21 protein-coding genes are annotated in these 23,028 nt (G+C 66.0%); 8 read left to right on the top strand and 13 right to left on the bottom strand.

Annotated elements, in window-relative coordinates; genetic code table 11:
* Window positions 1–61: 61 nt before the first annotated feature.
* Together DWB85_RS09425 and DWB85_RS09420 are read left to right on the top strand one after the other, a co-directional pair.
* Complete coding sequence (locus DWB85_RS09425) at window positions 62–1,255, top strand: FAD-dependent oxidoreductase (RefSeq protein ID WP_239017274.1); 1,194 nt, start codon at window positions 62–64, stop codon at window positions 1,253–1,255.
* A complete protein-coding gene (locus DWB85_RS09420; protein WP_117953983.1) occupies window positions 1,252–2,040 on the top strand; it encodes an aldo/keto reductase in 789 nt (262 codons plus the stop codon). Before DWB85_RS09425 ends, DWB85_RS09420 begins: the two co-directional genes overlap by 4 nt.
* Before the next feature lie 31 nt (window positions 2,041–2,071).
* On the opposite strand, the gene hldE is transcribed toward DWB85_RS09420, so the two are convergent.
* The gene (gene hldE, locus DWB85_RS09415) at window positions 2,072–3,508 is read right to left on the bottom strand and encodes a bifunctional D-glycero-beta-D-manno-heptose-7-phosphate kinase/D-glycero-beta-D-manno-heptose 1-phosphate adenylyltransferase HldE (RefSeq protein ID WP_117953980.1); all 1,437 of its coding nucleotides are present in this window, start codon (window positions 3,506–3,508) and stop codon (window positions 2,072–2,074) included.
* 133 nt (window positions 3,509–3,641) lie between these two features.
* Between hldE and DWB85_RS09410 the strand changes: the two genes are divergently transcribed.
* On the top strand, window positions 3,642–4,259 hold the full coding sequence (locus DWB85_RS09410; protein WP_117953978.1) for a class I SAM-dependent methyltransferase: 618 nt from the start codon (window positions 3,642–3,644) through the stop codon (window positions 4,257–4,259).
* 491 nt (window positions 4,260–4,750) lie between these two features.
* Here the strand turns inward: DWB85_RS09410 and DWB85_RS09405 are convergent, their stop codons facing one another.
* From DWB85_RS09405 to DWB85_RS09395, 3 genes are read right to left on the bottom strand one after another with little or no spacing between them, the layout of a single operon-like run.
* A complete protein-coding gene (locus DWB85_RS09405; protein WP_117953976.1) occupies window positions 4,751–5,821 on the bottom strand; it encodes a prenyltransferase/squalene oxidase repeat-containing protein in 1,071 nt (356 codons plus the stop codon).
* Entirely contained in the window at window positions 5,818–6,534 is a 717-nt protein-coding gene (locus DWB85_RS09400) for a class I SAM-dependent methyltransferase (RefSeq protein WP_117953975.1), read from the bottom strand. Before DWB85_RS09400 ends, DWB85_RS09405 begins: the two co-directional genes overlap by 4 nt.
* The gene (locus DWB85_RS09395) at window positions 6,521–7,699 is read right to left on the bottom strand and encodes a glycosyltransferase family 4 protein (protein ID WP_239017273.1); all 1,179 of its coding nucleotides are present in this window, start codon (window positions 7,697–7,699) and stop codon (window positions 6,521–6,523) included. Before DWB85_RS09395 ends, DWB85_RS09400 begins: the two co-directional genes overlap by 14 nt.
* A 352-nt stretch (window positions 7,700–8,051) precedes the next feature.
* Here DWB85_RS09395 and rfbA point away from each other — a divergent pair, with 352 nt between their 5' ends.
* Window positions 8,052–8,969, top strand: coding sequence for a glucose-1-phosphate thymidylyltransferase RfbA (gene rfbA / locus DWB85_RS09390; protein WP_117953972.1), 918 nt, complete (start codon window positions 8,052–8,054; stop codon window positions 8,967–8,969).
* Window positions 8,959–9,507: a dTDP-4-dehydrorhamnose 3,5-epimerase gene (gene rfbC, locus DWB85_RS09385; protein ID WP_117953970.1), complete on the top strand. Its 549-nt coding sequence runs from the start codon at window positions 8,959–8,961 to the stop codon at window positions 9,505–9,507. The genes rfbA and rfbC overlap by 11 nt, the downstream gene beginning before the upstream one ends.
* 3 nt (window positions 9,508–9,510) lie before the next feature.
* Here rfbC and rfbB read toward each other — a convergent pair whose 3' ends face one another.
* Together rfbB and rfbD are read right to left on the bottom strand one after the other, a co-directional pair.
* Complete coding sequence (gene rfbB, locus DWB85_RS09380) at window positions 9,511–10,572, bottom strand: dTDP-glucose 4,6-dehydratase (RefSeq protein ID WP_117953969.1); 1,062 nt, start codon at window positions 10,570–10,572, stop codon at window positions 9,511–9,513.
* Complete coding sequence (rfbD, locus tag DWB85_RS09375) at window positions 10,573–11,445, bottom strand: dTDP-4-dehydrorhamnose reductase (protein ID WP_117953968.1); 873 nt, start codon at window positions 11,443–11,445, stop codon at window positions 10,573–10,575.
* 80 nt (window positions 11,446–11,525) lie between these two features.
* On the opposite strand from rfbD, the gene DWB85_RS09370 reads away from it, so the two are divergent.
* Window positions 11,526–13,073: a hypothetical protein gene (locus tag DWB85_RS09370; RefSeq protein WP_117953966.1), complete on the top strand. Its 1,548-nt coding sequence runs from the start codon at window positions 11,526–11,528 to the stop codon at window positions 13,071–13,073.
* Complete coding sequence (locus tag DWB85_RS09365; RefSeq protein ID WP_117953965.1) at window positions 13,070–13,822, top strand: lipopolysaccharide kinase InaA family protein; 753 nt, start codon at window positions 13,070–13,072, stop codon at window positions 13,820–13,822. The genes DWB85_RS09370 and DWB85_RS09365 overlap by 4 nt, the downstream gene beginning before the upstream one ends.
* A gap of 20 nt (window positions 13,823–13,842) precedes the next feature.
* On the opposite strand, the gene DWB85_RS09360 is transcribed toward DWB85_RS09365, so the two are convergent.
* Window positions 13,843–14,472, bottom strand: a complete 630-nt coding sequence (locus DWB85_RS09360) for a sulfotransferase family 2 domain-containing protein (protein WP_205422702.1) — start codon at window positions 14,470–14,472, stop codon at window positions 13,843–13,845.
* A 128-nt stretch (window positions 14,473–14,600) separates the two neighbouring features.
* On the opposite strand from DWB85_RS09360, the gene DWB85_RS09355 reads away from it, so the two are divergent.
* Window positions 14,601–15,371: a sulfotransferase gene (locus DWB85_RS09355; RefSeq protein ID WP_133300596.1), complete on the top strand. Its 771-nt coding sequence runs from the start codon at window positions 14,601–14,603 to the stop codon at window positions 15,369–15,371.
* Here DWB85_RS09355 and DWB85_RS09350 read toward each other — a convergent pair.
* From DWB85_RS09350 to glnE, 6 genes are read right to left on the bottom strand one after another with little or no spacing between them, the layout of a single operon-like run.
* Window positions 15,368–16,114 carry a lipopolysaccharide kinase InaA family protein gene (locus DWB85_RS09350; protein WP_117953961.1) on the bottom strand — a complete coding sequence of 249 codons (747 nt, stop codon included), beginning with the start codon at window positions 16,112–16,114 and terminating at the stop codon, window positions 15,368–15,370. The genes DWB85_RS09355 and DWB85_RS09350 overlap by 4 nt on opposite strands.
* Complete coding sequence (rfaP, locus tag DWB85_RS09345; protein ID WP_117953959.1) at window positions 16,111–16,956, bottom strand: lipopolysaccharide core heptose(I) kinase RfaP; 846 nt, start codon at window positions 16,954–16,956, stop codon at window positions 16,111–16,113. Before rfaP ends, DWB85_RS09350 begins: the two co-directional genes overlap by 4 nt.
* On the bottom strand, window positions 16,949–18,094 hold the full coding sequence (locus tag DWB85_RS09340) for a glycosyltransferase family 4 protein (protein WP_117953957.1): 1,146 nt from the start codon (window positions 18,092–18,094) through the stop codon (window positions 16,949–16,951). The genes rfaP and DWB85_RS09340 overlap by 8 nt, the downstream gene beginning before the upstream one ends.
* Entirely contained in the window at window positions 18,091–19,089 is a 999-nt protein-coding gene (gene waaC / locus DWB85_RS09335; RefSeq protein WP_117953956.1) for a lipopolysaccharide heptosyltransferase I, read from the bottom strand. The genes DWB85_RS09340 and waaC overlap by 4 nt, the downstream gene beginning before the upstream one ends.
* Window positions 19,089–20,132, bottom strand: coding sequence for a lipopolysaccharide heptosyltransferase II (gene waaF, locus DWB85_RS09330; RefSeq protein WP_117953953.1), 1,044 nt, complete (start codon window positions 20,130–20,132; stop codon window positions 19,089–19,091). The genes waaC and waaF overlap by 1 nt, the downstream gene beginning before the upstream one ends.
* Window positions 20,129–23,017: a bifunctional [glutamate--ammonia ligase]-adenylyl-L-tyrosine phosphorylase/[glutamate--ammonia-ligase] adenylyltransferase gene (gene glnE / locus DWB85_RS09325; RefSeq protein ID WP_117953951.1), complete on the bottom strand. Its 2,889-nt coding sequence runs from the start codon at window positions 23,015–23,017 to the stop codon at window positions 20,129–20,131. Before glnE ends, waaF begins: the two co-directional genes overlap by 4 nt.
* Window positions 23,018–23,028: the final 11 nt, after the last annotated feature.

Genomic DNA, 23,028 nt, shown 5'->3' with positions numbered 1-23,028 from the left:
AAAGCTGCCCCGATTTCCACAGCAGCTATAATCGGGCTTCCATTTCCAGCTGGAGTGCCTGATGGGCTCCCCCGTAAAGGTAGACATCGCAATCATCGGCGGCGGCATTGCCGGGCTGTGGACCCTGAACCAGCTGCGCAATCGCGGCATCAACGCGGTCCTGTTCGAACAGAACGCCCTCGGCAGCCACCAGACCATGGGTTCCCAGGGCATGATTCACGGCGGCATCAAGTACGCCCTGTCCGGCGCCTGGAGCGGCAGCTCGGAAGCCATTTCAGCGATGCCCGCCATCTGGCGCAGCTGCCTGCAGGGCGAAGGCAAGGTCGACCTGCGCGACTGCAAAGTCCTGAGCGAGGATTTTTATCTGTGGTCACATACCGGTCTTACCTCCCGGGTGAGCTCGTTTTTCGCCAGCAAGATGCTCCGCGGCCGGGTCGAGAAGCTGGCGCGGGCCGACTACCCGGAACCACTCAGGTCACCGCAATTCAAGGGCCAGGCCTACCGCCTGGTCGACCTGGTACTGGACGTGCCGTCACTGGTCGCCACCCTTGCCGGGCAACACGCCGATGCGATTTTCCAGATCGACTGGAGTCGCGCCTCGCTGACTGCCCGCGACCGCCAGGCCGTCATCAGCGGCGACGGCTGGGAGCTGCAGGCGCAGCAGTTCATCCTCACCGCCGGTACCGGCAACGAGGCCCTGGTCGCCGCCCTGGGGGGTAGTGAACCGGCGATGCAGCGGCGCCCCCTGCAGCAGGTGTTCATGAAACACCAGTACCAGGCCCCCTTCTACGCCCACTGCACCGGTGGCAGCGCCTCGCCGCGGCTGACCATTTCCAGCCATCGCACCAGCGCCGGTGAACCGGTCTGGTACCTGGGCGGCGACCTGGCCACCGAAGGCGCCGATATGGAGCCGCAACAGCTGATCGCCCGGGCCCGGGAGGAAATTGCCGAACTGCTGCCATGGATAGACTTTGGCCCCTGCCAGTGGCGCACCCTGCGCCTCGATCGCGGTGAGCCCCGGCAATCGGCCCTGCTGCGGCCGGACAGCGCCTTCGTCGGCGCAGTGGACAGCGTCGACAACGCCCTGGTCGCCTGGCCGACCAAGCTGAGCCTCAGTCCCAACCTGGCCAATGAAATCGACCAGGCCCTGTCCCGCCGCGGCGTCACCCCCGGGCTCGCCGGCGACCTGGGCCCGCTGCAGGACCTGGGCAGGCCGGACATCGCCCCCGCCTACTGGGACACCCTGTTCTCGTGAATTGGCTGCGCCCGCTGGGCAACACCGGCATCACCGTCAGCGCCCTGGGCCTGGGTACGGTAAAGCTGGGCCGGGACGAGGGCGTCAAGTACCCCGAGGGATTCACCATTCCCGATGAGCGCGCCGCCCGCAAGCTGCTGGCCCGGGCCCGGGACCTGGGCATCAACCTGATCGATACCGCGCCGGCCTACGGCAACAGCGAACAGCGGCTGGGCCAGCTGCTGCGGGGCCAGCGTGAACACTGGGTGATCTGCTCCAAGGTGGGGGAAGACTTCGACAAGGGCGTGTCGCAGTTTGATTTCAGCCCCGAACACGCCCGCTTCAGCGTGCAGCGCTCCCTTGAGCGCCTGCAGACGGAGGTGATCGACCTGGTGCTGGTGCACTCGGACGGCAACGACCTGCAGATCATCGAGCAAAAGGGGACCCTGGAGGCACTGGCGGAGATGAAAGCCGCCGGCCTGATTCGCGCCTTCGGCATGTCCACCAAGACGGTGGCGGGCGGCCAGGCGGCAGCGCGGGCCTCGGACGTGGTTATGCTGACCTACAACCTGGCCCAGCGCGAGGAGGCCGCGGTGCTCGACACCTGCCAGCAGCTGGGGGTGGGCGCCGTCATCAAAAAGGCCCTGGCCAGCGGCCACCTGGCGCGCGACTACCCCGACCCGGTGCAGGCCTCCATGGACCTGGTGTTTGCCCATCCCGGGACCAGCGCCGCCATCGTCGGCACCATCAACCCGCAGCACCTGGCCGGCAATGTGGCGGCCGTGCGCCGCACCCTGGCCAAATGATCAGGGCCTGCTCACACTCGCTGAGCAGGCCCTAGCTGTTCTTTTCCTGCTGGATCCGGGTGACGATGGCGGTGGTAGAGAGCTTGTCCACCACGCCGAGCACTTTCACCTCGCCGCCGTAGCCTTCCACGATCTCCCAGCCGACAACGTCTTCCTTGCCGGCGTAGTCGCCGCCCTTGACCAGGATATCCGGTTTCAGGGCCGCTAACAGGGCCCTGGGGGTATCGTCCGCAAAGCTCACCACCCAGTCCACCGCTTCCAGCCCGGCAAGCACCGCCATGCGTCGCTCCTCCGGATTGATCGGCCGCCCCTTGCCCTTGAGCCGACGCACCGAGTCGTCGGAGTTGACGGCGACGATAAGCCGGTCACCCTGGCGGCGTGCCTCCTCCAGGTAGGTCACGTGGCCGGCGTGGATAATGTCGAAGCAGCCGTTGGTGAACACCACTTTCTCGCCCTGGCTACGGGCATCGGCGACGGCAATCTGCAGCTGCTCCAGGGTGAGCATACCGCGCTCGGAGCCGGCGTCCTGCTGCACCGCCCGGCGCAGTTCCGGGCCGCTGACAGTGGCGGTGCCGATTTTGCCCACCACGATGCTGGCGGCGATATTGGCCAGCGCCACTGCCTGGGGCAGGTCCGCACCGGCGGCCACGGCACTGGCCAGCACCGCGATCACCGTGTCACCGGCACCGGTAACGTCGTAGACCTCCCGGGCCCGCGCCGGCAGGTGCAATTCTTCCTCCCCCGGGCGCAACAGGGTCATGCCGTGTTCGCCCCGGGTGACCAGCAAGGCATCCAGCTGCAGCTCGTGCATGAGTTTTTCGCCGCGCTCCACCAGCTCGCTCTCGCTGGCGCAAGGGCCCGCCACCGCCTCGAACTCGTGAAAATTGGGGGTCAGCAGGGTTGCGCCGCGGTAGCGGGCAAAGTCGGTACCCTTGGGATCCACCAGCACCGGCAGGCCGGCCTCACGGGCGGCCGCAATCAACGGCGCCGGGTCGGCCAGTGCGCCCTTGGCGTAGTCGGAGAGCACCAGCGCACCGCAGTGGGGCAGCAGCTCGGGCAGGGAATCTTCCAGCGGCGCCCCCGCGCGGGACAGGGCCGATTCCTCGAAGTCCAGCCGGATCAATTGCTGGTGCCGGCTCAGTACCCGCAACTTGGTAATCGTGGGGTGGCCCGCTACCCGGGTGAAACCACAGTGCACACCCGCGGCCGCCAGCATGTCCTGCAGCGAGTTGGCCATTTCATCGTCGCCCGTGTAACCGCCGAGCTGGGCGCCGGCGCCGAGGGCGGCGATGTTCAGGGCCACGTTGGCGGCACCGCCGGGCCGGTCGCTGATCTGCTCCACCTTGACCACCGGTACCGGGGCCTCCGGCGAGATGCGCGAGGTCGCGCCTTCCCAGTAGCGGTCCAGCATTATGTCCCCCAGCACCAGTACCTGGGCCTGGTCGAATCGGGGCATGTCGAGTTTCATTGCGTCCTGTCCTTTTTGCTTGCGGCGGCGAGCCTCGTTACCCGGCCAACGAGGGCATCATAACACGGGGGCAGCTTGCCTCCGCCGGCCAAAACCGCTACTTTGCCCGGCCACCAGTCATCCCCGTGTAGCCATGATTCCCGACCTGCCGGCCAATATCGACGACCTCAAGGGCTTCCTCGCCGGCGACGAGGCCGAGGCCCTGTACCACTGCGCGCTGGAGGCCAGCGCCCGTGGCCCGGTGCTGGAGATCGGCAGCTACTGCGGCAAGTCCACCATCTACCTGGGCCTGGCCTGCCGCCGGAACGATTCCACGGTGTTCGCCCTGGATCACCACCGCGGTTCCGAGGAGCACCAGCAGGGCGAGTACTTCCACGACCCGGACCTCTACGACGCCAGCGCGGGCCAGGTGGATACTTTCCGGGAGTTCCGCCGCAATATCGCGGGTGCCGGTCTCAATGACACGGTGGTTCCGCTGGTCGCCGGCTCCGAGGCCGCGGCGCGGCACTGGCAGACGCCGCTGGCGATGGTATTCATCGACGGCGGCCACAGCCTGGAAGCCGCGCTGACGGACTATCGCTGCTGGACGGCGCACCTGATGCGCGGTGGCATCCTGGCGATTCACGATCTGTTTGAGGATGCCCACGAGGGGGGGCAGGCGCCGTTTGCAATTTATCGGATGGCAAAGGCATCTGGCCTCTTTGCGGATCTTGGGCGGATTAATTCGCTGGGCTTGTTGCGGCGGCTTTAGGGTGCCTCATTCTGGTTGAACGGATCCCGTGCTATCCGTGGTTTTTCCCGACTGGACGGGCTGCGGAACGGCACTTTCCTTCCCGGGACCGCCAAAAAACGTACCTCCATGTACAGGCTCGGCGGCTGCCGTCCCTGGCAGCCGACGCCCCGGGAAGGAAAGTCCCGCCCCACAGCCCTCGAAGGTCCGCCATCGCAGGATTTATCGGCTGGAGGCAACAGGGCTGTTGACGAAATCGCTGAGCAGATCAACTCAGGGTGCCATCGCCTCAACAAACATGAAGTTCAAATGCCAGATGAGGTAAGAACCAGAAAACCGCAACAAGCCGGGATATTTTGCTGGATAGAGGTGGGGGTGGCAGGTAGTTCCACCACGGGGCGTCTGCGCACACGGACGTGCGCAGCCGAGCCTGTACATGGACGTACGCTTTTTGGCGTACCCGTGGGGGAACAACCTGTCAGCCCCGCCGGGCAGCGCAGCCAGAAACCCGACTAATCCGCCTTGGAAATACGCTCTTCAGAATCAACGCCGAGCAGTTGCACCGAGGAGAACAGCCTCGACGCCGCGGTGTGTTCGGTTAAGGCATCAGCCGCCAGCAGGATCGCGCCCGCCGTCCAGGTGGGCTTTTCGTCCGGCCACAGCAGGTCCTCGACCATCTGGTAGCCCGTCCAGTAGGAACCGTCCTTCAGGCGCCACTGGTGCAGCCAGCTGTAGACCTCCACCGCGCGGGCGTGGTCGCCGGCGGCCAGCAGGGCCATAACCAGTTCACAAGACTCGGCGACGGTTACCCAGGGCTCATCGGAAACGCAGCGGCAGCCGAGCCCGGCCTCGACGAATTCGTTCCAGCGGGCAGCGATGCGGGCGCGGGCTTCTTTCTGCGGCAGGACACCGGTCAGCACCGGGTAGAACCAGTCCATGGAATAGCGGGCCTTGCTTTCCCAGGTGCGGTCGAAGCGCTCGGGCCTGTGGCGCAGGGCATGGCCCAGGCGGTCGCGGGCCGCCAGCCAGCGGGGGCGGTCTTCGCCCAGGGTGAAGGCGATGTTGTGGGCGCACTCCAGGCTTTTGTAAATGGAGCTGCAGCCGGTCACCAGCGCATCCTGCTTGGGCTTGCCCTCGCCATCCACCGCCCAGTGGATATCGCCGTGCCCGGTTTGCAGGGCGAGGACAAAGCCGATGGCCTTGTCGACCATGGGCCACATGGCCCGCAGGAAGTCCCGGTCGCCGCTGATCAGGTAATGGTGCCACACCCCGGCGGCGATGTAGGCGACAAAATTGGTTTCCCGGCGCTCGCTGTTGTCCACTGCCTCGCCGCGGTAGGAGGCCCACCAGCTGCCATCGACCAGCTGCATGCCGTAAAGCCATTCGTAGGCCCGGCGGGCGGCGTCGTGCTCGCCGCCGATGGACAGGCCCATGGCCGCTTCCACATGGTCCCAGGGGTCGGCATAGCCGCCGTCGAACCACGGTATTTCACCGCTGGGTCGCTGGGTATCGACAATGAACTGCACCGTGGGGCGCAGGAAGTCGCTGGGGAACAGGCCCCGGCTGAGGTACAGGCCACTCATGCCGCGGCCTCCTTGCGAAAGTACATGACCACACTCTTGCCCATCAAGGGGTTCATCAGTTTTTCGCCTACCCGGGTCAGCGCCGGTTGCTCCATCAGGTCCCAGACCAGCAGGCGGTGGTATTGCCGCAGCAGCCAGTTTTCATCCTGCCGGTCCCAGAACAGGCACTTGAGCCACCAGAAGGGGGCGTGCAGGGCGTGCGCCCAGTGCCGGTGATAGCGCTGGAAGCCCAGCTGCTCTATATCCCGGCGCAGTTCGCTGGCGCGGAAAATACGGATATGGCCACCGGGGGTGTTGTAGTAGCCCTCGCTCAGGGCCCAGCAGATTTTTTCCGGCCAGCGCCGGGGCACACTGGCGCAAAACAGGCCGCCCGGCTTGAGCACCCGCTCCACTTCCCGCAGCGCGCCCTGGTAGTCGGGAATGTGCTCCAGGACCTCGCTGCAGATAACCTTGTCGAAGGTGTTGTCGGCAAAGGGCAGTTCCAGGGCATTGGCGGAGGACAGCCCGAAGGACTTGCTGTCATTGGCCGGTTCGGCGAAGTCCTGGAATTTTTCCCGGGTGGTCCTGAGGTCATCCAGGGACAGGTCGACGCCGATGGAATGGACCTGGGCTTCCACGTAAGCGGAGATTACGTGACGGCCCTCGCCGCAACCGAGGTCCAGCACCACATCGCCGGCCGTCAGGGGAAAGTGCTTGAAATCAACGGTTTGCATGTTCGAGCCCCAATACCTCGCGGTAATACTCGCCCATCTCCCGGGCGCATACCTGCCAGCAGAATTTTTCCAGGATGCGCGCGCGACCGGCTGCAGCCAGTGTGTTCCGGCGCGCGGGGTCGCGCAGCAGTGCATCGATGGCCCCGGCCAGGGCATCTACATTTTTCGCCGGCACAATGACCCCGGCATCGCCGACCACTTCCGGCAGGGCGCCACCGTCGCTGGATACCACCGGCACCCCGCAGGCCATGGCTTCACCGGCGGGCAGGCCGAAGCCCTCGTAGACCGAGGGCACCACCGCAATACTGGCCTCGGCGTAGTAGCGCACCATCTGTTCGGTGCTGATGCCGCTGACAAACTGGATCCTGTCCGCCAGCCCCAGCTTCTTCACCAGTTTTTCGGTCTTGCCGCCGGGCAGCGGTTTGCTCACCAGCAGCAGCTCCAGTTCCGGGTAGCGCTGCAGCAGTTTGGCGTAGGCCCGCAGCAGGTAGCGGGTGCCCTTGAGCGGCGCATCCGCCGAGCAGGTCGCCATCAGCCGCAGGGGGCGGCGCTCGATCCCGGCCAGCGGCCGGAACACCTCGGTGTCGATGCCGTTGTAGACCAGGCTGATCCCGGCGGGCTGGAGGCCGAAATCCCGGGCGATATCCTGGCGCGAGCAGTCTGACACGGTGACCACGTTGTGCAGCTGCTTTACCACCTGCTTCTGCATATTGAGGAATGAGTGCCAGCGCCGGATCAGCAGGCGCTCCCAGGGATTGCGGGCCGCGTTCAGGGCGATGCGCAGGTCTGAGGTAATCGGGTGGTGCACGGTGGTCACCAGCGGCAGGCCCATGCGCTGCAGTTCCAGCATGCCCCAGCTGAGACTCTGGTTGTCGTGAACCAGGTCGTACTCGCCGCCGTGCTGCCGCAGGTATTTCACCGCGCGGCGGCCAAAGGTGTAGGGCTCGGCAAAGCCGCCGGTGAGCTTGCTGGTCCACTCGATAATATTGGTCATGGAGCGGAGATGGCGCGGGCGCAGGGAGGCCAGGCCGTTTGCAAACAGGTCCAGGCTGGGTAGCTTGATCAGCCGCACCCGCGGGTCCAGGTGCGGGTAGGGCGGACCGGAAATCACATCCACCTTGTGCCCCGCGTCCACCAGGCCCTTGCTGAGATAACGCAGGTACACCCCCTGGCCGCCACCATAGGGCTGGCTGCGGTAACCGAGCAGGGCAATACGCAGGGGTTTGACCGGAACGGCCTGGGGCGGAGGGTTGGCCCCCGCATGAGGCCCGGTGTCGGCCTGGACTGTGTCTAGCTGCCTGATATCAGCTTCCTCTTTGCGTCGTTTCGAGTGGGATTCGGGCTACCTGAGGGCACGTCGACTCCATCGCGCGCGGATCGCGCGACAAAGGGGCTAGATTCTAAGCAGCGGTTGGTCAAAAATCCACCCCTAGCCGATCGTACAGCGAAAACAGTGATGCGGCAGAGCAGCGCCGATCCCGCTATACTTCGCCATTTTTCACCAGGACCATTACCGCATGAGCGAAGCAACCGCCACCAGCGCTTACAAAGGCATTATCCTCGCCGGAGGCTCGGGCACCCGCCTGCATCCGCTGACCAGCACGGTTTCCAAGCAATTGATGCCGGTTTATGACAAGCCGATGATTTATTATCCGCTGGCGACCCTGATGCTGGCCGGTATCCGCGACATCCTGGTTATCACCACGCCCCGTGACCAGGCGGCGTTCGCCGACCTCCTGGGGGACGGCTCCCACTGGGGCATCAATATCAGCTATACCGTGCAGCCCAGTCCGGACGGCCTGGCCCAGGCATTCCTGCTGGGGCAGGAATTCATCGCCCGGGACAAGGTCGCGCTGGTGCTGGGTGACAACATTTTCTACGGCGGCGGTTTCACCCTGCGCCTGAAAAATGCCGCCAGGCGCGACTCGGGGGCCTCGGTTTTCGCCTATTACGTGCAGGACCCGGAGCGCTACGGCGTGGTGTCCTTCGATGCCGACGGGGTGGCCCGGGACATCGAGGAGAAACCGGCGCGGCCGAAGTCCCACTACGCGGTTACCGGTCTCTATTTCTACGACAACGACGTGGTGGACATTGCCCGCACTATCAAGCCCTCGCCCCGCGGCGAACTGGAAATTACCGACGTCAACAAGGCCTACCTGCAGCGCGGCGACCTCAATGTGGAGGTGATGAGTCGCGGCAGCGCCTGGCTGGATACCGGCACCCACAACTCCCTGCTGGACGCGGCAAACTTCGTGCGCGTGGTAGAGGAGCGCCAGGGCCTGAAAATCGCCTGCCCCGAGGAGGTCGCTTTCCGCATGGGCTACATCAGCGCCGAACAGCTGCTGGCCCTGGCGGCGCCGCTGGAAAAAAGCGGCTACGGTCTGTACCTGAACAGCCTGCTGGACGAGGACGGGATGGTGTTCCATGAAGTTTGAAACCACGCCACTGCAGGGCGTGTACCTGCTGAGCCCGCGGGTATTTGGCGACGAGCGGGGCTTTTTCCTGGAGAGCTGGAATGCCCGCACCTTCGCCAACGAGGGCTTTGACCTGGATTTCGTCCAGGACAACCACAGCCGCTCCGCCCGCGGCATCCTGCGGGGGCTGCACTACCAGACCGAGCACACCCAGGGCAAACTGGTGCGCGTTACCCAGGGCGCCGTGTTTGATGTGGTGGTCGACATGCGCCGCGACTCGCCCACCCTGGGCCAGTGGTACGGCGTTACCCTGAGCGCCGAAAACCACCAGATGCTGTGGGTACCTGCGGGCTTTGCCCACGGTTTCTATGTGCTGACCGATAGTGCGGATTTCCAGTACAAGTGCACCGATATCTACCACCCGGAGAGCGAGGTATCGCTGGCCTGGGATGATCCCCAGCTGGGGATCGAGTGGCCGCTGCCGGCGGGAGAGGCGCCGCAACTGTCCGGCAAGGATGCCCATGGACTGGCCTTTTCAGAGGCCCCCCTGCTGGACTAGCGACTACAACAGCGGTCGCCACCAGTCCTCGTTCGCCAGGTACCAGTCCAGGGTCTTGCCGAGGCCGGTCTCGAAAGTTTCCGCCGGCCGGTAGCCCAGGGCATCGCTGATCTTGCTGGCGTCAATGGCGTAGCGCCAGTCGTGGCCGGCGCGGTCCTCGACAAAGGTAATCAGGTCGCTGGCGCTGCCGCCGGTGGCGCAGGGTGAATCGGGGAAGCGCCCGGCCAGCGCCGGGTCGGCGCGGAAGCGCGCATCCATCTGCTGACACAGCAGGTTGACGATATCGAGGTTGTTCCACTCGTTGTTGCCGCCGATGTTGTAGGTCTCTCCCACCTCGCCATTGAGCAATACCTTCTCGATGCCCCGGCAGTGGTCTTCAACGTACAGCCAGTCGCGGATGTTGCTGCCGTCGCCATACACCGGCAGCGGCAGGCCGCGGAGAATATTGGTCAGGCACAGCGGAATCAGCTTCTCGGGGAAATGGTAGGGGCCGTAGTTGTTGGAGCAGTTGCTGGTGGTCACCTGCAGGCCATAGGTGTGCAGGTAGGCACGCACCAGGTGGTCCGAGGCGGCCTTGCTCGCCGAGTAGGGGGAATTGGGCTCGTACTTCTGCTCCTCGTGGAAACCGGGGGCATCGGGCTGCAGCGACCCGTATACCTCGTCGGTGGAGACGTGGTGGAAACGGTGGGGCATCACCTCGTCGCCGGACATCCAGTAGTTGCGGGCGGCCTTGAGCAGGCTGTGGGTGCCCACCACATTGGTTTCGATAAACGCGTCGGGCCCGGTAATCGAGCGGTCCACGTGGCTCTCGGCGGCGAAATGCACCAGGGTGTCGACCTGGTGCTCACCCAGGGTAGCCAGCACCCGATCGTAATCGCAGATGTCGGCGTGCACGAAGTGAAAGCCCTCGCTGCCCTCGAGGCCTGCCAGGTTGGCGCGGTTGCCGGCGTAGGTCAGGGCATCGTAGGCGACGATGCGGTCGGCGGGATGCTGGCGGCGCCAGTAATGGACGAAGTTGGCGCCGATAAAACCGGCGGCACCGGTTACCAGTAATGACCTGCTCATTTATAACTCCTTCAGTTCCTGCAGCATGGCGCGCAGCTGGACCCGCCAGTGCAGGCCCTCGGTATCCAGGGCCTGCCAGGTGCTGTCCTTGTCCAGCACGCTGTAGGCCGGGCGCCGCGCCGGGGTCGGGTAGGCGCTGCCGGGTATCGGGTGAATCACCGGCATCGCTTCTAGCAGGCCCAGCTCGACGCTCTCCTCGGCAATGGCGACCGCGAAGTCGTACCAGCTGCACACGCCGGCGTCGGTCCAGTGGTGAATGCCGGCGAGACCGGGGATCTCCACCGCCTGCCACAGGGCGCTCGCCAGCCCCTTTGCCCAGGTTGGCGTGCCCACCTGGTCGGCCACCACCGAGAGTTCCGGCCGCTCCGCCATCAGTCGCAGCATGGTTTTGACAAAATTGCCGCCAAAGGCGGAATACACCCAGGCCGTGCGCATCACCAGCGCCGCCGGCAGGGTAGCGATCACCGCCTGTTCGCCGGCGAGCTTGCTGCGGCCGTAGGCACCGAGGGGCGCGGTTGCCGCATCCGTGGGGTAGGGACTGGATGCGGTGCCGTCGAATACAAAATCGGTGGACACATGAACCAGGCGGGCACCACGTTCGGCACAGGCGGCGGCCAGGTTGGCGGCGGCATCGCCATTGACCGCCATTGCCTGCGCCGGCTCCGATTCGGCTTTATCCACCGCAGTGTAAGCGGCGGCGTTGATCACCAGGTCGGGGAAGGTCGTGGCAAAGAGGGCCCGCACCTGGCCGGCGTCGCTGATATCGAGGCTGTCACGGGCCACCGGCATGACTTCCAGGCCGGCGGGCGCGGTGCGCTGCAACTCCCGACCCAACTGGCCGGCAGCGCCCGTTATCAAAACTCTCTGGGGCAATGGCTTGTCCTCTCACCGATGTTTACTGGCCTGACCGCAGAGGTAACGCTAGACTAGGGCCTGCCAACAGAGTTCTATACGTGCAAGCAAACCCCGCCGCCAACGCCCTGCCCCAACTCCATTACCTGTGGGTTTTCGCCGCCAGCCTGTTGCTGTCGGGCTGGCTGATCTGGCTGGATCCGCTGATCAACCGGGACGCTATCATATACCTGCGCTCAGCCGATGCCTACCTGGCGGATGGCCTTCGCGCCGCGCAACAGCTTCATGGCCGGCCGGTGCTGGCGCTGTTGATGGCCTGGCTGCACCAGCTCAGTGGCCTGTCCGTACTGCACTCGGGGTTGCTCATCACCACCGTCGCCTACGCCTTCCTGTGCACCGGCTTTGTCGCCTGTGTTCGCATTCTCGGCGGTAACCGCACAGTACAGATCATCGCCGCGGTGGTGGTGCTGTCGCACCCCATGTTGAATCACCTGCGCAGCTCGATCATGCGCGACCCGGCCTACTGGGCGCTGGTCATACTGGCCTTCCGCGAGCTGCTGCTGTACTCGCGACAACCGGGCCTGGCCGCCGGCCTGCGCTGGTTTCTGTATATCCTGCTGGCCTCGCTGTTCCGCTTCGAGGGGGTATTTTTCGCCCTGTTCGCCCCCCTCTGTTTGCTGTTTTGCCGCAATCTCGAACAGCGCCTGAAGCACTGCCTGCTATTGCTGGCGCCATCGCTGCTCACCCTGGGCCTGGCGCTTGCCGCGCTGCTGGCCTACCACGGCCAGCAACCCGCATCAGAGCCCCTGTTCCCCGCGCTGCATTACTACCTGCAGGGTATGCTGGGCTTCCCCGCGGCGTTCGGCGCCCTGGCCGCAGAAGTAGCCGATCCGCTGCTGCGTTTCACGTCCCGCGATGACGCCGCCTGGGCGGTGGTGGCGAGCCTGGCCATCGTGCTCTTGCTGAACCTGTGCCGGGCCGTGACCTGGCCCTGGCTGCTTACCCTGCTGGCGGGCGCCCGGGCGGGACTGCTGCGCCACTTGCGGCGGGACGACATCACCCTGTTACACGGCCACCTGTTGATTGCCTGCGCCTACCTGGCGGCCTTCATGCTGATCAACCGCTTCATGCTGGAGCGTTACAGCATGCAGGTGGTGATATTCCTGCTGCTGTACCTGCCCTTCATCCTCGGCGCGTTGTGGCACGGCGGCGGCTGGAAAAAGCTGCTGGCGGTCCTGCTGCTGGCCGGCATGACCGCCGATACCCTGCACAATGGCGATTATGAAAAGGCCTTTATCGCCGACGCCACCCGCTGGGTGACAGAGAATACCGACCGCGATGCCTCGGTGGTCAGTAACGAAAAGTACATCGCCTACTTCAGCGAGCGGGAGTTCGACTGGGCGGCCATCCAGGGCCGGCGCTTCGCCCTCGGCCAGATACTCGAGACCCCGCGCCTGTGGCGAGACCGCGACTACCTGGTGATCTACCTGAAACCAAGGCAGGAACAGCGCTGGGCGCTGTTCCTGGCGGAACACAGCCTGCAGGAAATGGAAAGTTTCGGCGGCGGTCGCAAGGGCCGGGTAGCGGTGGTTGCGATCCCGCCGGCTTCCGGCAACACATCCGGCTTTGAGGGACCCTGGCAGCCATGAGCGAGACACTTGTCAGTGAGCAGGACTATGCGGCCCTCGCCGGGATCCTGGGCCGCCATGAACTGCCCCAGGGCTGGCGGCTGGTTGGCAGTTCCGCCTACGCCCGGGTGGCGGTTGATGAGGCCGCCGGCGTTTACTACAAGGAGTTCCTGCCCCGCAGCCCACTGGAGCGGCTAAAGGCGCTGTTCAAGGGCAGCCGCGCAACCCGCGCCCGGGTCCAGAACGAGGCGCTCCGGGAGGCGGGCTTTGCCGCCCCGGTCAACCTGGCCTGGGGTAGCCTGCCCGGAGGCCGGGAATATCTGTTCAGCAGCGCCGTGCCCGGCAAGGGCGTGACCCACTGGCTGCGCGAGGAACTGGTCAGCCGCGAGGGTGACAGCCTGTCGCGCCGGCGCCAGCTGCTGCGCCAGCTGGGCGACTTCATCGGCCGCCTGCACGCCGCCGGCTTTACCCATGGCGACCTGCGCACCAGCAATGTACTGGCGGAGCGTGAGGGTGAGGTGTTCCATTTCTACCTGATCGACAACGAGCGCAACCGGCGCAGCACACCCGCGGCGGGCAAGGAAGTGCTGCGCAACCTCATGCAGCTCAACATGTTGCGACCCGGCGACCTCAGTCACCGCGATCGCATGCGCTTCTTCCAGTGCTGGCGGCGGCAGATGCCGCAGCTGAATGAGGCCGAGGCGAAACTGCTGACCAGGGAATCCTGGCGCTGGGCGCACCAGCGCCTGCGCAAGAAGGGCCTGGTGTAGCTCCCGGATACCGGTTCGCGCTAGCCGGGCTGGACCTGGAAATCGTAGCCGAACAGCTCGATATCCTCGGCAAACTGCTCCCGCACCAGGGCCTCGCTGGCGGCATCGTAATAGTCGCGATAGCTGCCGCGGGAGGAAGGCTTGGCGTGGCCCAGGCTCGCCTGGACCTGCAGCCGCTGGCAAATTTTCTCGAAGTCCTGCTGCAGGTTTTCAAAGCGGCCGATAAACTCCACCAGCATTGCGCCGGATTCATCCACCAGCCACTGCTTTTGCGGCATGAACATGCGTGGCTGGTCAAAGTAGCGGGGATCACGATCGATATACACGCGCTGCAGCCACTCGGCAAAGGGTATCGGCTTGTCACCCAGGCCGGTCTGGTTGGTGCGCACGCGGTAGTGGTAGTGACTGACCACCTTGTCCCAGGGGTTGCGAACGATGGTAAAGGTGAACTTCCTGGCCCAGGCCGCCGCGCCCAGCTGGTGATACTTTTCCAGGGCGGTACTGTGATCAAGGCCGATACCCAGGGCTTTTTCGATGCTGCTGCCGCCGGTTTTGTTGATATGTACAAACACGTAGGGGCGCAGGTGCCGCTCCCGCAGAGTGCGATGCCAGTACCTGAACTTTCCCGCCCCTTGCTGCAAAAAACCCATCGGCAAACTCCCTGTCACTGTGCCCCGGCAGCCACGCAGACGGCGGGGCGGCCAAGGCGTTAGAATAACATGAGACCATTGCCCGACAGGATCATCATGACCCCACCCCCACTACCGGAAGCGACAGCGTGAAACGGCTACACATCGTTGGCTGCCCGCGCAGTGGCACCACACTGTTAATGGAGCTGGTATCGACCTGCTTTGCCAGCGGCGGCTACTGCGAACATGAGCTGAGCATTTTTGAGCCGGTGGCGGACGTGGCAGATGTCTACTTCAGCAAGCAACCCAATGACATCAGGCAGCTGCGGCATATTTTCCACCGCGATGAACAGCTGTACGTGATATACATGGGTCGCGACCCGCGGGCCGTCATTACCAGCAAACACCGGGAAAACCCCGGGCAGTATTTCTGCAACTACCGGGTGTGGCACGAGTGCGACCAGGCGGCGCAGCGTTATGAAACCCATCCCCGCTTCCTGCGCCTGCGCTACGAGGACCTGGTCAGCGACGCCGATGCGGTGCAGCGACAGATCGTCCAGCGCTTCGGCTTCCTCCGGCAATTGCACCCCTTCAGCGAATTTCACCTGCACTCGCAGCCATCAGCGGCTTCGCAACGCGCCATGAACGGGCTGCGCGAGGTCAACCGGGAAAGCCTGGACAAGTGGCGGCAACACCTGCCCCGGGTGGCCCAGCAACTGCGCGACCATCCCGGGCTGGCCGCGGACCTGCAGCGGCTGGGCTATGAACCCGACCGGCAGTGGACAGCGGTGCTGGAGGGCGTGGAACCGGTGCTTTATCCCTGTCGTTACCCGGAGCGCAAGCCCCGGCTGAAGGACTGGGAGCGCGACCTGCGGGTCTACCTCAAATCGCGGCGCTACCTGCGCCGGCGCTGCCCCTAGACCAGCCGCTCTCCCCGTGGCCCGTACTTGCCCCGGTGGCGCCGGCGCAAGCGCTCCAGCGGTTGCGCGATTCCGCTGAGGGCAGTTCCCTGGTCGAGGCCCATGAGCTGGCAGTAGCGGGCCAGGAAATCCTGGTAATCGGGGGCTGGCAGCGCCAGGTCCTCGGCGTTTACCGTAAACCGGGCCAGGTCACGCCACTGGGCGGCGCTGCCGGGCCGGCAGAGCTCAACCGCCTCAAGGTCTACCAGGTAAACCCGGTCGTCACACCACAGCAGGTTGCTCCATTTGCAGTCGCCGTGGGCAAAACCGCCCCGGTGCAAGGCGGCCAGTGCTTGCGCCGCCCCCGCCAATAGCGGCGCCATCGACTCCCGGTCCTGCCAGCAGCTTTTCAGGTCCCGGGCCAGGGCCATGCCGGCGGTCACCAGCAGCAGCCCTCCCGGCACCCGGACACAGGCCAGGGGCGCAGGCACCGCGATATCGCTGGCGGCCAGCAGGGTGGCGCTGTCGAAGGCCTGTACCGCCCGTCCGCGGCCGAGGCGAAACGCCAGCCGCTGCAGCGGCGATTTGGGTCGGTAAAACTTGAGGTAACAATAGCGTTGCTGCAGTTCGCCGAGGGCAACCAGGCTGTGGCTGTCGCGCTTGACCACCTGGCAATGGCTGGCCAGCCACTGCTCTGGCGACTGCGGCGGCAACTCACGCTGCAGTCCGGCTGCCCAGTCACCGCCCCGCAGGGGCCGCGTCACGAGCCCGGCTCCGGGGGCAGCCGGTCATGCTCGCGCCGGTACAGGCGCCGCGCCCGCCGCTCAACGTCCTGCCACAGAGCCCGGTCCCGGCCCAGGGCCACCCGCAGCCCACCCTCGGTATAGCGGGCCATGAAACGCAGCAGGTCGCGCCGCTGCAGGCCGCAGTCCATGGCGGAAAAATACAGCCCGGCGAGGTCCTTCACCTGCCAGCGGCGCGGGGTGCGCCTGCGGATCTGGGCGCGGTGCAGGTCAATCACGCAACAGCGCGGGCTCGGCTGGGACAGGGTGCTCTGGTCCAGGTGAAAATGACAGAGATAGAAATCCCGGTGGTTGATGCCGGCCCGGTGCATGCGCCCGGCACTGTCGGCGAGTTTGCGCAGCAGGCGCAGGCGCACCGCGAACGCGGGCGGGCGCCGGGCCCAGTCGGCGCAGTAATCCTCCAGGCTCACGGTGCCCACCAGGTCCTCGGTGACAATCAGCGACTGGACAGTGGCCGGGTTGCGCCCGAGGCTGGCGTAGGCGCCGACGGCCATGGTATCCACCCCCAGGGCCTCCAGCGCCTGCACCGCACGGAATTCATTGCTGGCCCCCAGCACCGGCAAGCGCCCCTGCAGCAGGTTCTTGAAGATCTCGCCCCAGCCGGTGCCGCTGTGCAGCTTCAGAAACCAGGAGCGGCCGCGCCAGTCAAAGCGCAGGGTTTTGCGGCCTTCCTTGTTGCGGTACACATCGCCGGGGGCAGCCTGCTCGGCGAGCTCCCGGGCCCAGGCCAGCAGCGCCGCGGGGTCGGCAGCCAGGGCCTGGTCGCCGGTGGCCAGATCCTGCCGCAGGTAGCACTCAGCCATTACCGGCTTCCCGCTTGCGGGCAACCAGGGTCTCGATCAGCGCTGCGCCGGTGCTGTGCATGGAGTAGAGATCGGTGAGCCGGGCGTAGACCAGGCCGGTTTCCCGGCACTGGGAGCGGTAGACCCCGTCCAGCGAGCGCAACACCGCCGCATCCAGGTCCTCCTGCAGGAAGGGGCTGCGCAGTACCATGCCCGCCTTGGCCGCGGCAATGTGATGGGCGTAGCCGCAGGCATCGGTGCAGATAACCGGCAGGCCGGCCACCAGCGCTTCCAGCAGCACAATACCGGCGGCTTCGTCCAGCGCCGGGTGCACCAGGGTGTCGGCGGCGAGCAGCAGGTCGGCAACGTCGTCGCGCCCCCCCAGGAAGTGGACGCTGTCGGCGACGCCCAGTTTTTTCGCCAGGCGGCGGAAGCGCCGCTCCCGGTCCTGCCCCACCACCAGCAGGCGAATGCCCTGGTGGGGCTGCTGCTCGCGGACACTGGCGACGGCGCGAATGGCCCGGTCCAGGCCCTTCTTGATAAAACCCGAGCCGACAAACAGCAGCAGCTGTTCGCCCTCGGCCACCGCCAGCGACTCGCGCTTTGCCCGGCGGCGCTGCTGGGCGTCGGGGCCGGCGCAGCGATCGCGGGAAATGCCCGGCGGCAGCATGTGCATGCGCTCGGGCTGGGTGTGGTAGTGGTGCTCGAACTTGGCCTGCTCGGTGGCGGATATCAACAGGATCTCGGTACTCGAGTCGCGGCCGAATACCGCAGCTTCGTAGGCCGCAAAGTGACGGAAACGGCCCCCGCGCCGGTACAGGGCGCCGCGCTCCCGCAAGGCCTTGTCCAGGTAGCAGGAGTCGGCGGCGTAATACACGTCCAGCCCGGGCATTTTGTTGAAGCCGATCACCCCGTCCACCGGGTCCGCTGCCAGGTCGTTGTCGACCCAGGCGGAAAAGCGCTCGTTGCGCCGGTGGTTGCTGCCGGCGGACACCGGAACCCGGCGCAGCTCGGCGCCGGGAATCTCCTCCCCCTGCCAGCTGATGTAATACAGCCGGCAGTGGTGGCCGCGCTTCTGCACCTCCTCGACAAAGCGGCGGAAGTCACGCTGCATGCCGCCGTAGGGGAAATACTTGTAGAGCAGGAAGGCGAGCTTCATGACTGGGGCCCGCCGATAACAGGCTGCAGTTCGCTCCAGACCTGAGCCGGGGTAATGGAACGCATCATCGCCAGCGGATCGCTGGTATCGGCGAGCCCCAGCCGGGACTCGATATGGACCTGGTTCTTGCCGTAGGCGCCGATCAGGCGGGTACTGGTAGGCCCGTAAAGCGACACGGTGGGCACATCCAGGGCCGCAGCCAGGTGGCCGAGGCCGGTATCGACGGCGACGGCACCGTTGGCCTCCAGCAGCAGGCCGGCGATCCCCACCAGGTCCAGCCGCGGCAGCACGCTGGCGCTGTCGCAGGCGCTGGCGATGCGCTCCGCCCGCTCCCTCTCCTGCTCACTGCCCCAGGGCAGCCAGACCGGATAATCCGCGGCCCCCGCCAGCCGGGCCAGCTCTATCCAGTGATCCTCAGGCCACAGTTTCTCGGCCCGGGCGGTGCCGTGGAAGAACAGCAGCCCCCCGGAGCGATGCGACTTCCCGCCCATCAGGCCCTCGCGCACGCCGTAGTCGCCCCGGCTGGCGGGCAGCGGGTAATTCAGGGCGGTGGCGAACAGGCTGCGGGTGCGCTCCACTGCGTGCATGTCGCGAGGGACCGCAATCCTGTGCTGGTAGGCCAGGGCGGCGAGCCCCTCCCGGGCGGAGTGCCGGTCCAGCCCGAAAATGGGCGCCTTCACCAGCCGCGCTACCAGGGCGCTTTTCAGCAGGCCCTGGGCATCGATCACCGCATCGTAGTGGCCGCGCCGCAGCTGGTTGCGGCAATCACGCCACTCGGGACCGGTCAGCTCGCGCAGCAGGTGCTTGCGCCAGCGACGCAGGGCGATGGGGATTACCTTGTCCACCGCCGGGTGCCAGGCGGGAATCTCGGCGAAGGCTTCCTCGACCACCCAGTCGAAACGAATGCCGGGGACATTGGCCGCCGCATCGGTCAGCGCCGGCAGCGTGTGCACCACATCACCCAGGGACGACATTTTGACAAGCAGGACGTGCATCAGTCCTCGTGATTACTGTTCAACAGGGCGTCCAGTTTAGCAGCAAGCAGGGACGCCGGGGCGTCGCGCATGCAGCGGTGGTGCTGCAGCGGGCACTCGCGCTGGAAACAGGGGGCGCAGTCGATGTCGCTGACCACCACCTCGCTGTTGGCGTTGAGCGGCGGGGTGAAGCCCGGTGAGGTGGGGCCATAAATCACCACCAGGGGGCGCGACAGGGCCGCCGCAATGTGCATCAACCCCGAATCGTTGCTGACCACGGCGGTGGCCAGGGACAGCATATCGACCGCCTCCGCCAGGGTGGTCCGGCCGGCCAGGTCCAGGCAGTGGGTACTGGCGCCGCAGGCGGCGACAATCTCGGCCGTCACCGGCTGGTCATTGCCGGAACCGAATAGCAGAACCTGCCAGCCCCGGTCGATGTAATGACGGGCCAGTTCCGCGTAGTGCTGTGCCGGCCAGCGCTTGGCCCAGCCGAACTCGGCGCCAGGGCACAGGGCCAGCAGCGGACGCTCACTATCCAGCCGGAACTTATCCCGGCAAGCGGCGGCCTGTGCCGCGTCCACCACCAGCCGTGGCGGAGGCAATTGCGCCGGCAGTGGCGCCCCCGGTTCCAGGCCCAGGGCGGCGAACTGCTGCACCATCAGCGGATAGCGCTGCGCGTCGAGCGAGCGCAGGTCGTTGAGCAGGCCGTAGCGCATTTCACCGCGCCAGCCGGTGCGCCGGGGAATGCCGGCAAACAGCGGCAGCAGCGCGCTCTTGAAGGAATTGGGCAGCAGAATGGCCTGCTCATAGCCCTCCCCGCGCAGCGCCCGCCCCAGCTTCCAGCGGCGCCCCAGTGCCGGCTCGCCGTGGCCGATGGGCTTGGTAATTGCCCGCCGGACCTCGGGCATGCGCGCCAGTAACGGCTCACTCCAGGCGGGCGCGGCCACATCGATCAGCACCCCGGGGCGGGTTTGCTGCAACAGCCGGTACAGCACCTGGGACATGACCATATCACCCACCCAGGAGGGGCCAACCACCAGGACCTTGTCGCCAGGGCCGCTCACGATTCGCTGCCTTCCTGCTCGGCAGCGCCCAGCAGCGCCTGCCACTGGGCACTCACCCTGGCCCGGTCACTGGCAAACAGCTCTGCCGGGACTTCCCCGGGGAGTTGTTGCAGGGCCAGCTGGTGGGCCGCACCGCGATAGTCCAGGTAGGCCTGGGTCAGCGCGGCGGCTTCATCCTCGGCCAGCAGACCTTCGTTACCGAGTACTTCCAGTATGCGCACATTGTCCGACCAGCGGGCCAGCGCCGGCGTACTGCTGGCCCAGGCCAGTACCGCGTACTGGACCATAAACTCGATGTCGACCATGCCACCGGTGCCCTGCTTCAGGTTGAAGGTATCCTCCACTTCCCGGGGCAACAGGTGTTCGCGCATGCGACGCCGCATTTTCACCACGTCCAGCGCCAGCTCCTGCGGGTCCCGCACCCGGCACAGCGCCTCCTCGCGCACCTGCTCGACCCGCTCCGCCACCCGCGGGTCGCCGGCGGCGAACCGGGCCCTCACCAGTGCCTGGTGTTCCCAGGTCCAGGCATTGTTCTGCTGGTAACTGGCAAAGCCCTCGACACTGGGCACCAGCGATCCGGAGTCGCCATCCGGGCGCAGCCGCATGTCCACCTCGTACAGTTGTCCCAGGGACATACGCGCTTCCAGAATGTGAATCATGCGCTGCGCCAGGCGCATATAGAACACCGTGTTATCGATGCCCCGCTCACCGTCAGTGGCACCGCGGACTCCGTCCTGGATAAACACCAGGTCGAGGTCGGAGCCGTAGCCCAGTTCGATACCGCCCAGCTTGCCGTAGCCAAACACAGCAAAGCCATAGCCCTCGCCCTCACGCTGTGGTTCGCCGTATTTGCGGGTCAGGTCCGCCCAGGCCACCGCCAGCACCTGCTCGAGAATCACCTCGGCGATCCAGGTCAGGTTGTCGCTGACCTTCATCACCGGCAGGCGCCCGGCGATTTCGCTGGCCGCCACCCGCAATACCTGGGAGGCCTTGAAATAGCGCAGGGCATCCATTTGCGCTTCCAGGTCATCGGTGGCGAGTCTCGCCACCTGCTGGCTCAGTTCGCAGCGCAGGACCTCCTTGTCGGGGGCGGTATACAGGCTGGAGCGATCGAGGAACTCGTCGAGCAATGCCGGATGCCGGGACATCAGGTCGGCGATCCAGGGGCTGGCGATGCACAGGGAGACCAGTTCCCCCAGGGCCGGCGGATTCTCCACCAGCAACACCAGATAGGCGCTGCGCCGGGCTACCGCAACCACCAGCGGCAGCAGGCGCTGCAGGGCCAGGTCCGGCTGCTCGACCTCGGCACAGGCCCGCAACAGCAGCGGCATGAACTGGTCCAGTCGCTCCCTGCCCACCGCCTGCAGGGAAACCACCCGGCCGCTGCCACGAAAATCCTGCAGCAGTTGCAGGCTCTGCTCCGGGTCCTGGTAGCCCAGTTCGGCCAGCGAGTCCGCGTCCATGTCGTCAGCCCAGAGGCCCACGTCCTCCAGGGCCTCGGCCGGCGTCTGCTCGTCTTCCGGCGGCGCGATCAGGTTGGAAAAATGCGCGGACACCCGCTGGCGGTGGGCACCGAGGGCCTCCGCGAAGGCGTCCCAGGCGGGGAAACCCATGACGTGGGCCATGGCCTGGCGCGGCACGGCATCCGCGGGCAACTCCTGGGTCTGCTTGTCCTGGTAGCCCTGGATGGCGTGTTCGCTGTCGCGCAGGAACAGGTAAGCGGCGCGCAATTCCCCGGCCACTTCCCGGGGCAGGCAACCCAGGTCCACGCACTCTTCCAGCACCACCAGCAATTCGCGCTGCTGCAGACCGAGGTCGCGGCCGCCGCGTATCAGCTGGAAGCACTGGGCGATAAACTCGATCTCCCGGATGCCGCCGTGACCCAGTTTCACATTGTCATCCAGCCCCCTGCGGCGGACTTCGGCGCTGATCATCTGCTTCATGCCGCGCAGGCTCTCGATCACCCCGAAGTCGACATAGCGCCGGTAGACAAAGGGCCGCAGGCTCTGCATCAGCTGCTCGGCATACCGGGGGTCACCGCTGACCGGCCGCGCCTTGATCAGGGCATAGCGCTCCCAGTCGCGGCCCTGGTCCTGGTAATACTCCTCCAGGGCGTGGAAATTGTGCACCAGCGCCCCACTTTCACCGTAGGGCCGCAGGCGCATGTCGACCCGGAATACGAATCCCTCGGGCGTCACCTGGTCCAGCGCGGTTATCAGGCCCTGGCCCACCCGGGTAAAGAATTCCTCGTTGCTGATCTGGCGCTTTTCACCATCAGTGCTGCCCGCCTCCGGAAAGGCGAAGATCAGGTCGATATCCGAGGACACATTCAGTTCGCGGGCCCCCAGCTTGCCCATGGCGAGCACAATCAGCCGCTGCGGCTGGCCACTGCTGCGGCCCAGCGGGCGGCCAAAGCGCTTTTCCAGCTCGGCCTGGATGCGGCCGAGGGCAATATCGATACAGGCCTCCGCCAGCAGCGAGGTATCACGCACGGTTTCCAGGGTATCGGCCAGGCGACAGAAATCCCGCCACACAATGCGCAACATGTGGCGCTGGCGGAAACAGCGCAATACCACCCCCAGTTCCACCTCCGGCGGCTCCAGCGCTGCCTGCAACTGCTCGCGAAAAGCGGTGTCGGGCAGGCTTTGCTGCAGGCTGTCTCCCTGCAACAGGTCCAGTAGCATGGCCGGCTTGCGCCGGGCCAGCCCGGCCACGAACGGGCTGCAGGCAAGCACAGTGGCCAGCTGGCTGCTGAGCGGCGCCGCGGCGGTGGCAGCCTGCAGCGCCTGGCCCTCCTCCGCGCTCGCCCGTTCGAGAATATGTCCCCAGGCAGTCAGGGCCTGTGGCGCCAGCTCCCCGGGCAGGTGTTCAGTTACAAGGCTCATTGGTTGTCGTA

It is taken from the genome of Seongchinamella sediminis (assembly GCF_003457605.1).
Lineage (GTDB): Bacteria > Pseudomonadota > Gammaproteobacteria > Pseudomonadales > Halieaceae > Halioglobus > Halioglobus sediminis.
This window is presented reverse-complemented; position numbering and strand designations above follow the sequence as displayed.

Bases quoted from the DNA above. Each gene is read 5' to 3' on its own strand.
- DWB85_RS09425 (WP_239017274.1), top strand. From the start codon at position 62: ATGGGCTCCCCCGTAAAGGTAGACATCGCAATCATCGGCGGCGGCATT.
- hldE (WP_117953980.1), bottom strand. From the start codon at position 3,508: ATGAAACTCGACATGCCCCGATTCGACCAGGCCCAGGTACTGGTGCTG.
- DWB85_RS09410 (WP_117953978.1), top strand. From the start codon at position 3,642: ATGATTCCCGACCTGCCGGCCAATATCGACGACCTCAAGGGCTTCCTC.
- DWB85_RS09405 (WP_117953976.1), bottom strand. From the start codon at position 5,821: ATGAGTGGCCTGTACCTCAGCCGGGGCCTGTTCCCCAGCGACTTCCTG.
- DWB85_RS09400 (WP_117953975.1), bottom strand. From the start codon at position 6,534: ATGCAAACCGTTGATTTCAAGCACTTTCCCCTGACGGCCGGCGATGTG.
- rfbA (WP_117953972.1), top strand. From the start codon at position 8,052: ATGAGCGAAGCAACCGCCACCAGCGCTTACAAAGGCATTATCCTCGCC.
- rfbC (WP_117953970.1), top strand. From the start codon at position 8,959: ATGAAGTTTGAAACCACGCCACTGCAGGGCGTGTACCTGCTGAGCCCG.
- rfbB (WP_117953969.1), bottom strand. From the start codon at position 10,572: ATGAGCAGGTCATTACTGGTAACCGGTGCCGCCGGTTTTATCGGCGCC.
- DWB85_RS09365 (WP_117953965.1), top strand. From the start codon at position 13,070: ATGAGCGAGACACTTGTCAGTGAGCAGGACTATGCGGCCCTCGCCGGG.
- DWB85_RS09360 (WP_205422702.1), bottom strand. From the start codon at position 14,472: ATGGGTTTTTTGCAGCAAGGGGCGGGAAAGTTCAGGTACTGGCATCGC.
- rfaP (WP_117953959.1), bottom strand. From the start codon at position 16,956: ATGGCTGAGTGCTACCTGCGGCAGGATCTGGCCACCGGCGACCAGGCC.
- DWB85_RS09340 (WP_117953957.1), bottom strand. From the start codon at position 18,094: ATGAAGCTCGCCTTCCTGCTCTACAAGTATTTCCCCTACGGCGGCATG.
- waaC (WP_117953956.1), bottom strand. From the start codon at position 19,089: ATGCACGTCCTGCTTGTCAAAATGTCGTCCCTGGGTGATGTGGTGCAC.
- glnE (WP_117953951.1), bottom strand. From the start codon at position 23,017: ATGAGCCTTGTAACTGAACACCTGCCCGGGGAGCTGGCGCCACAGGCC.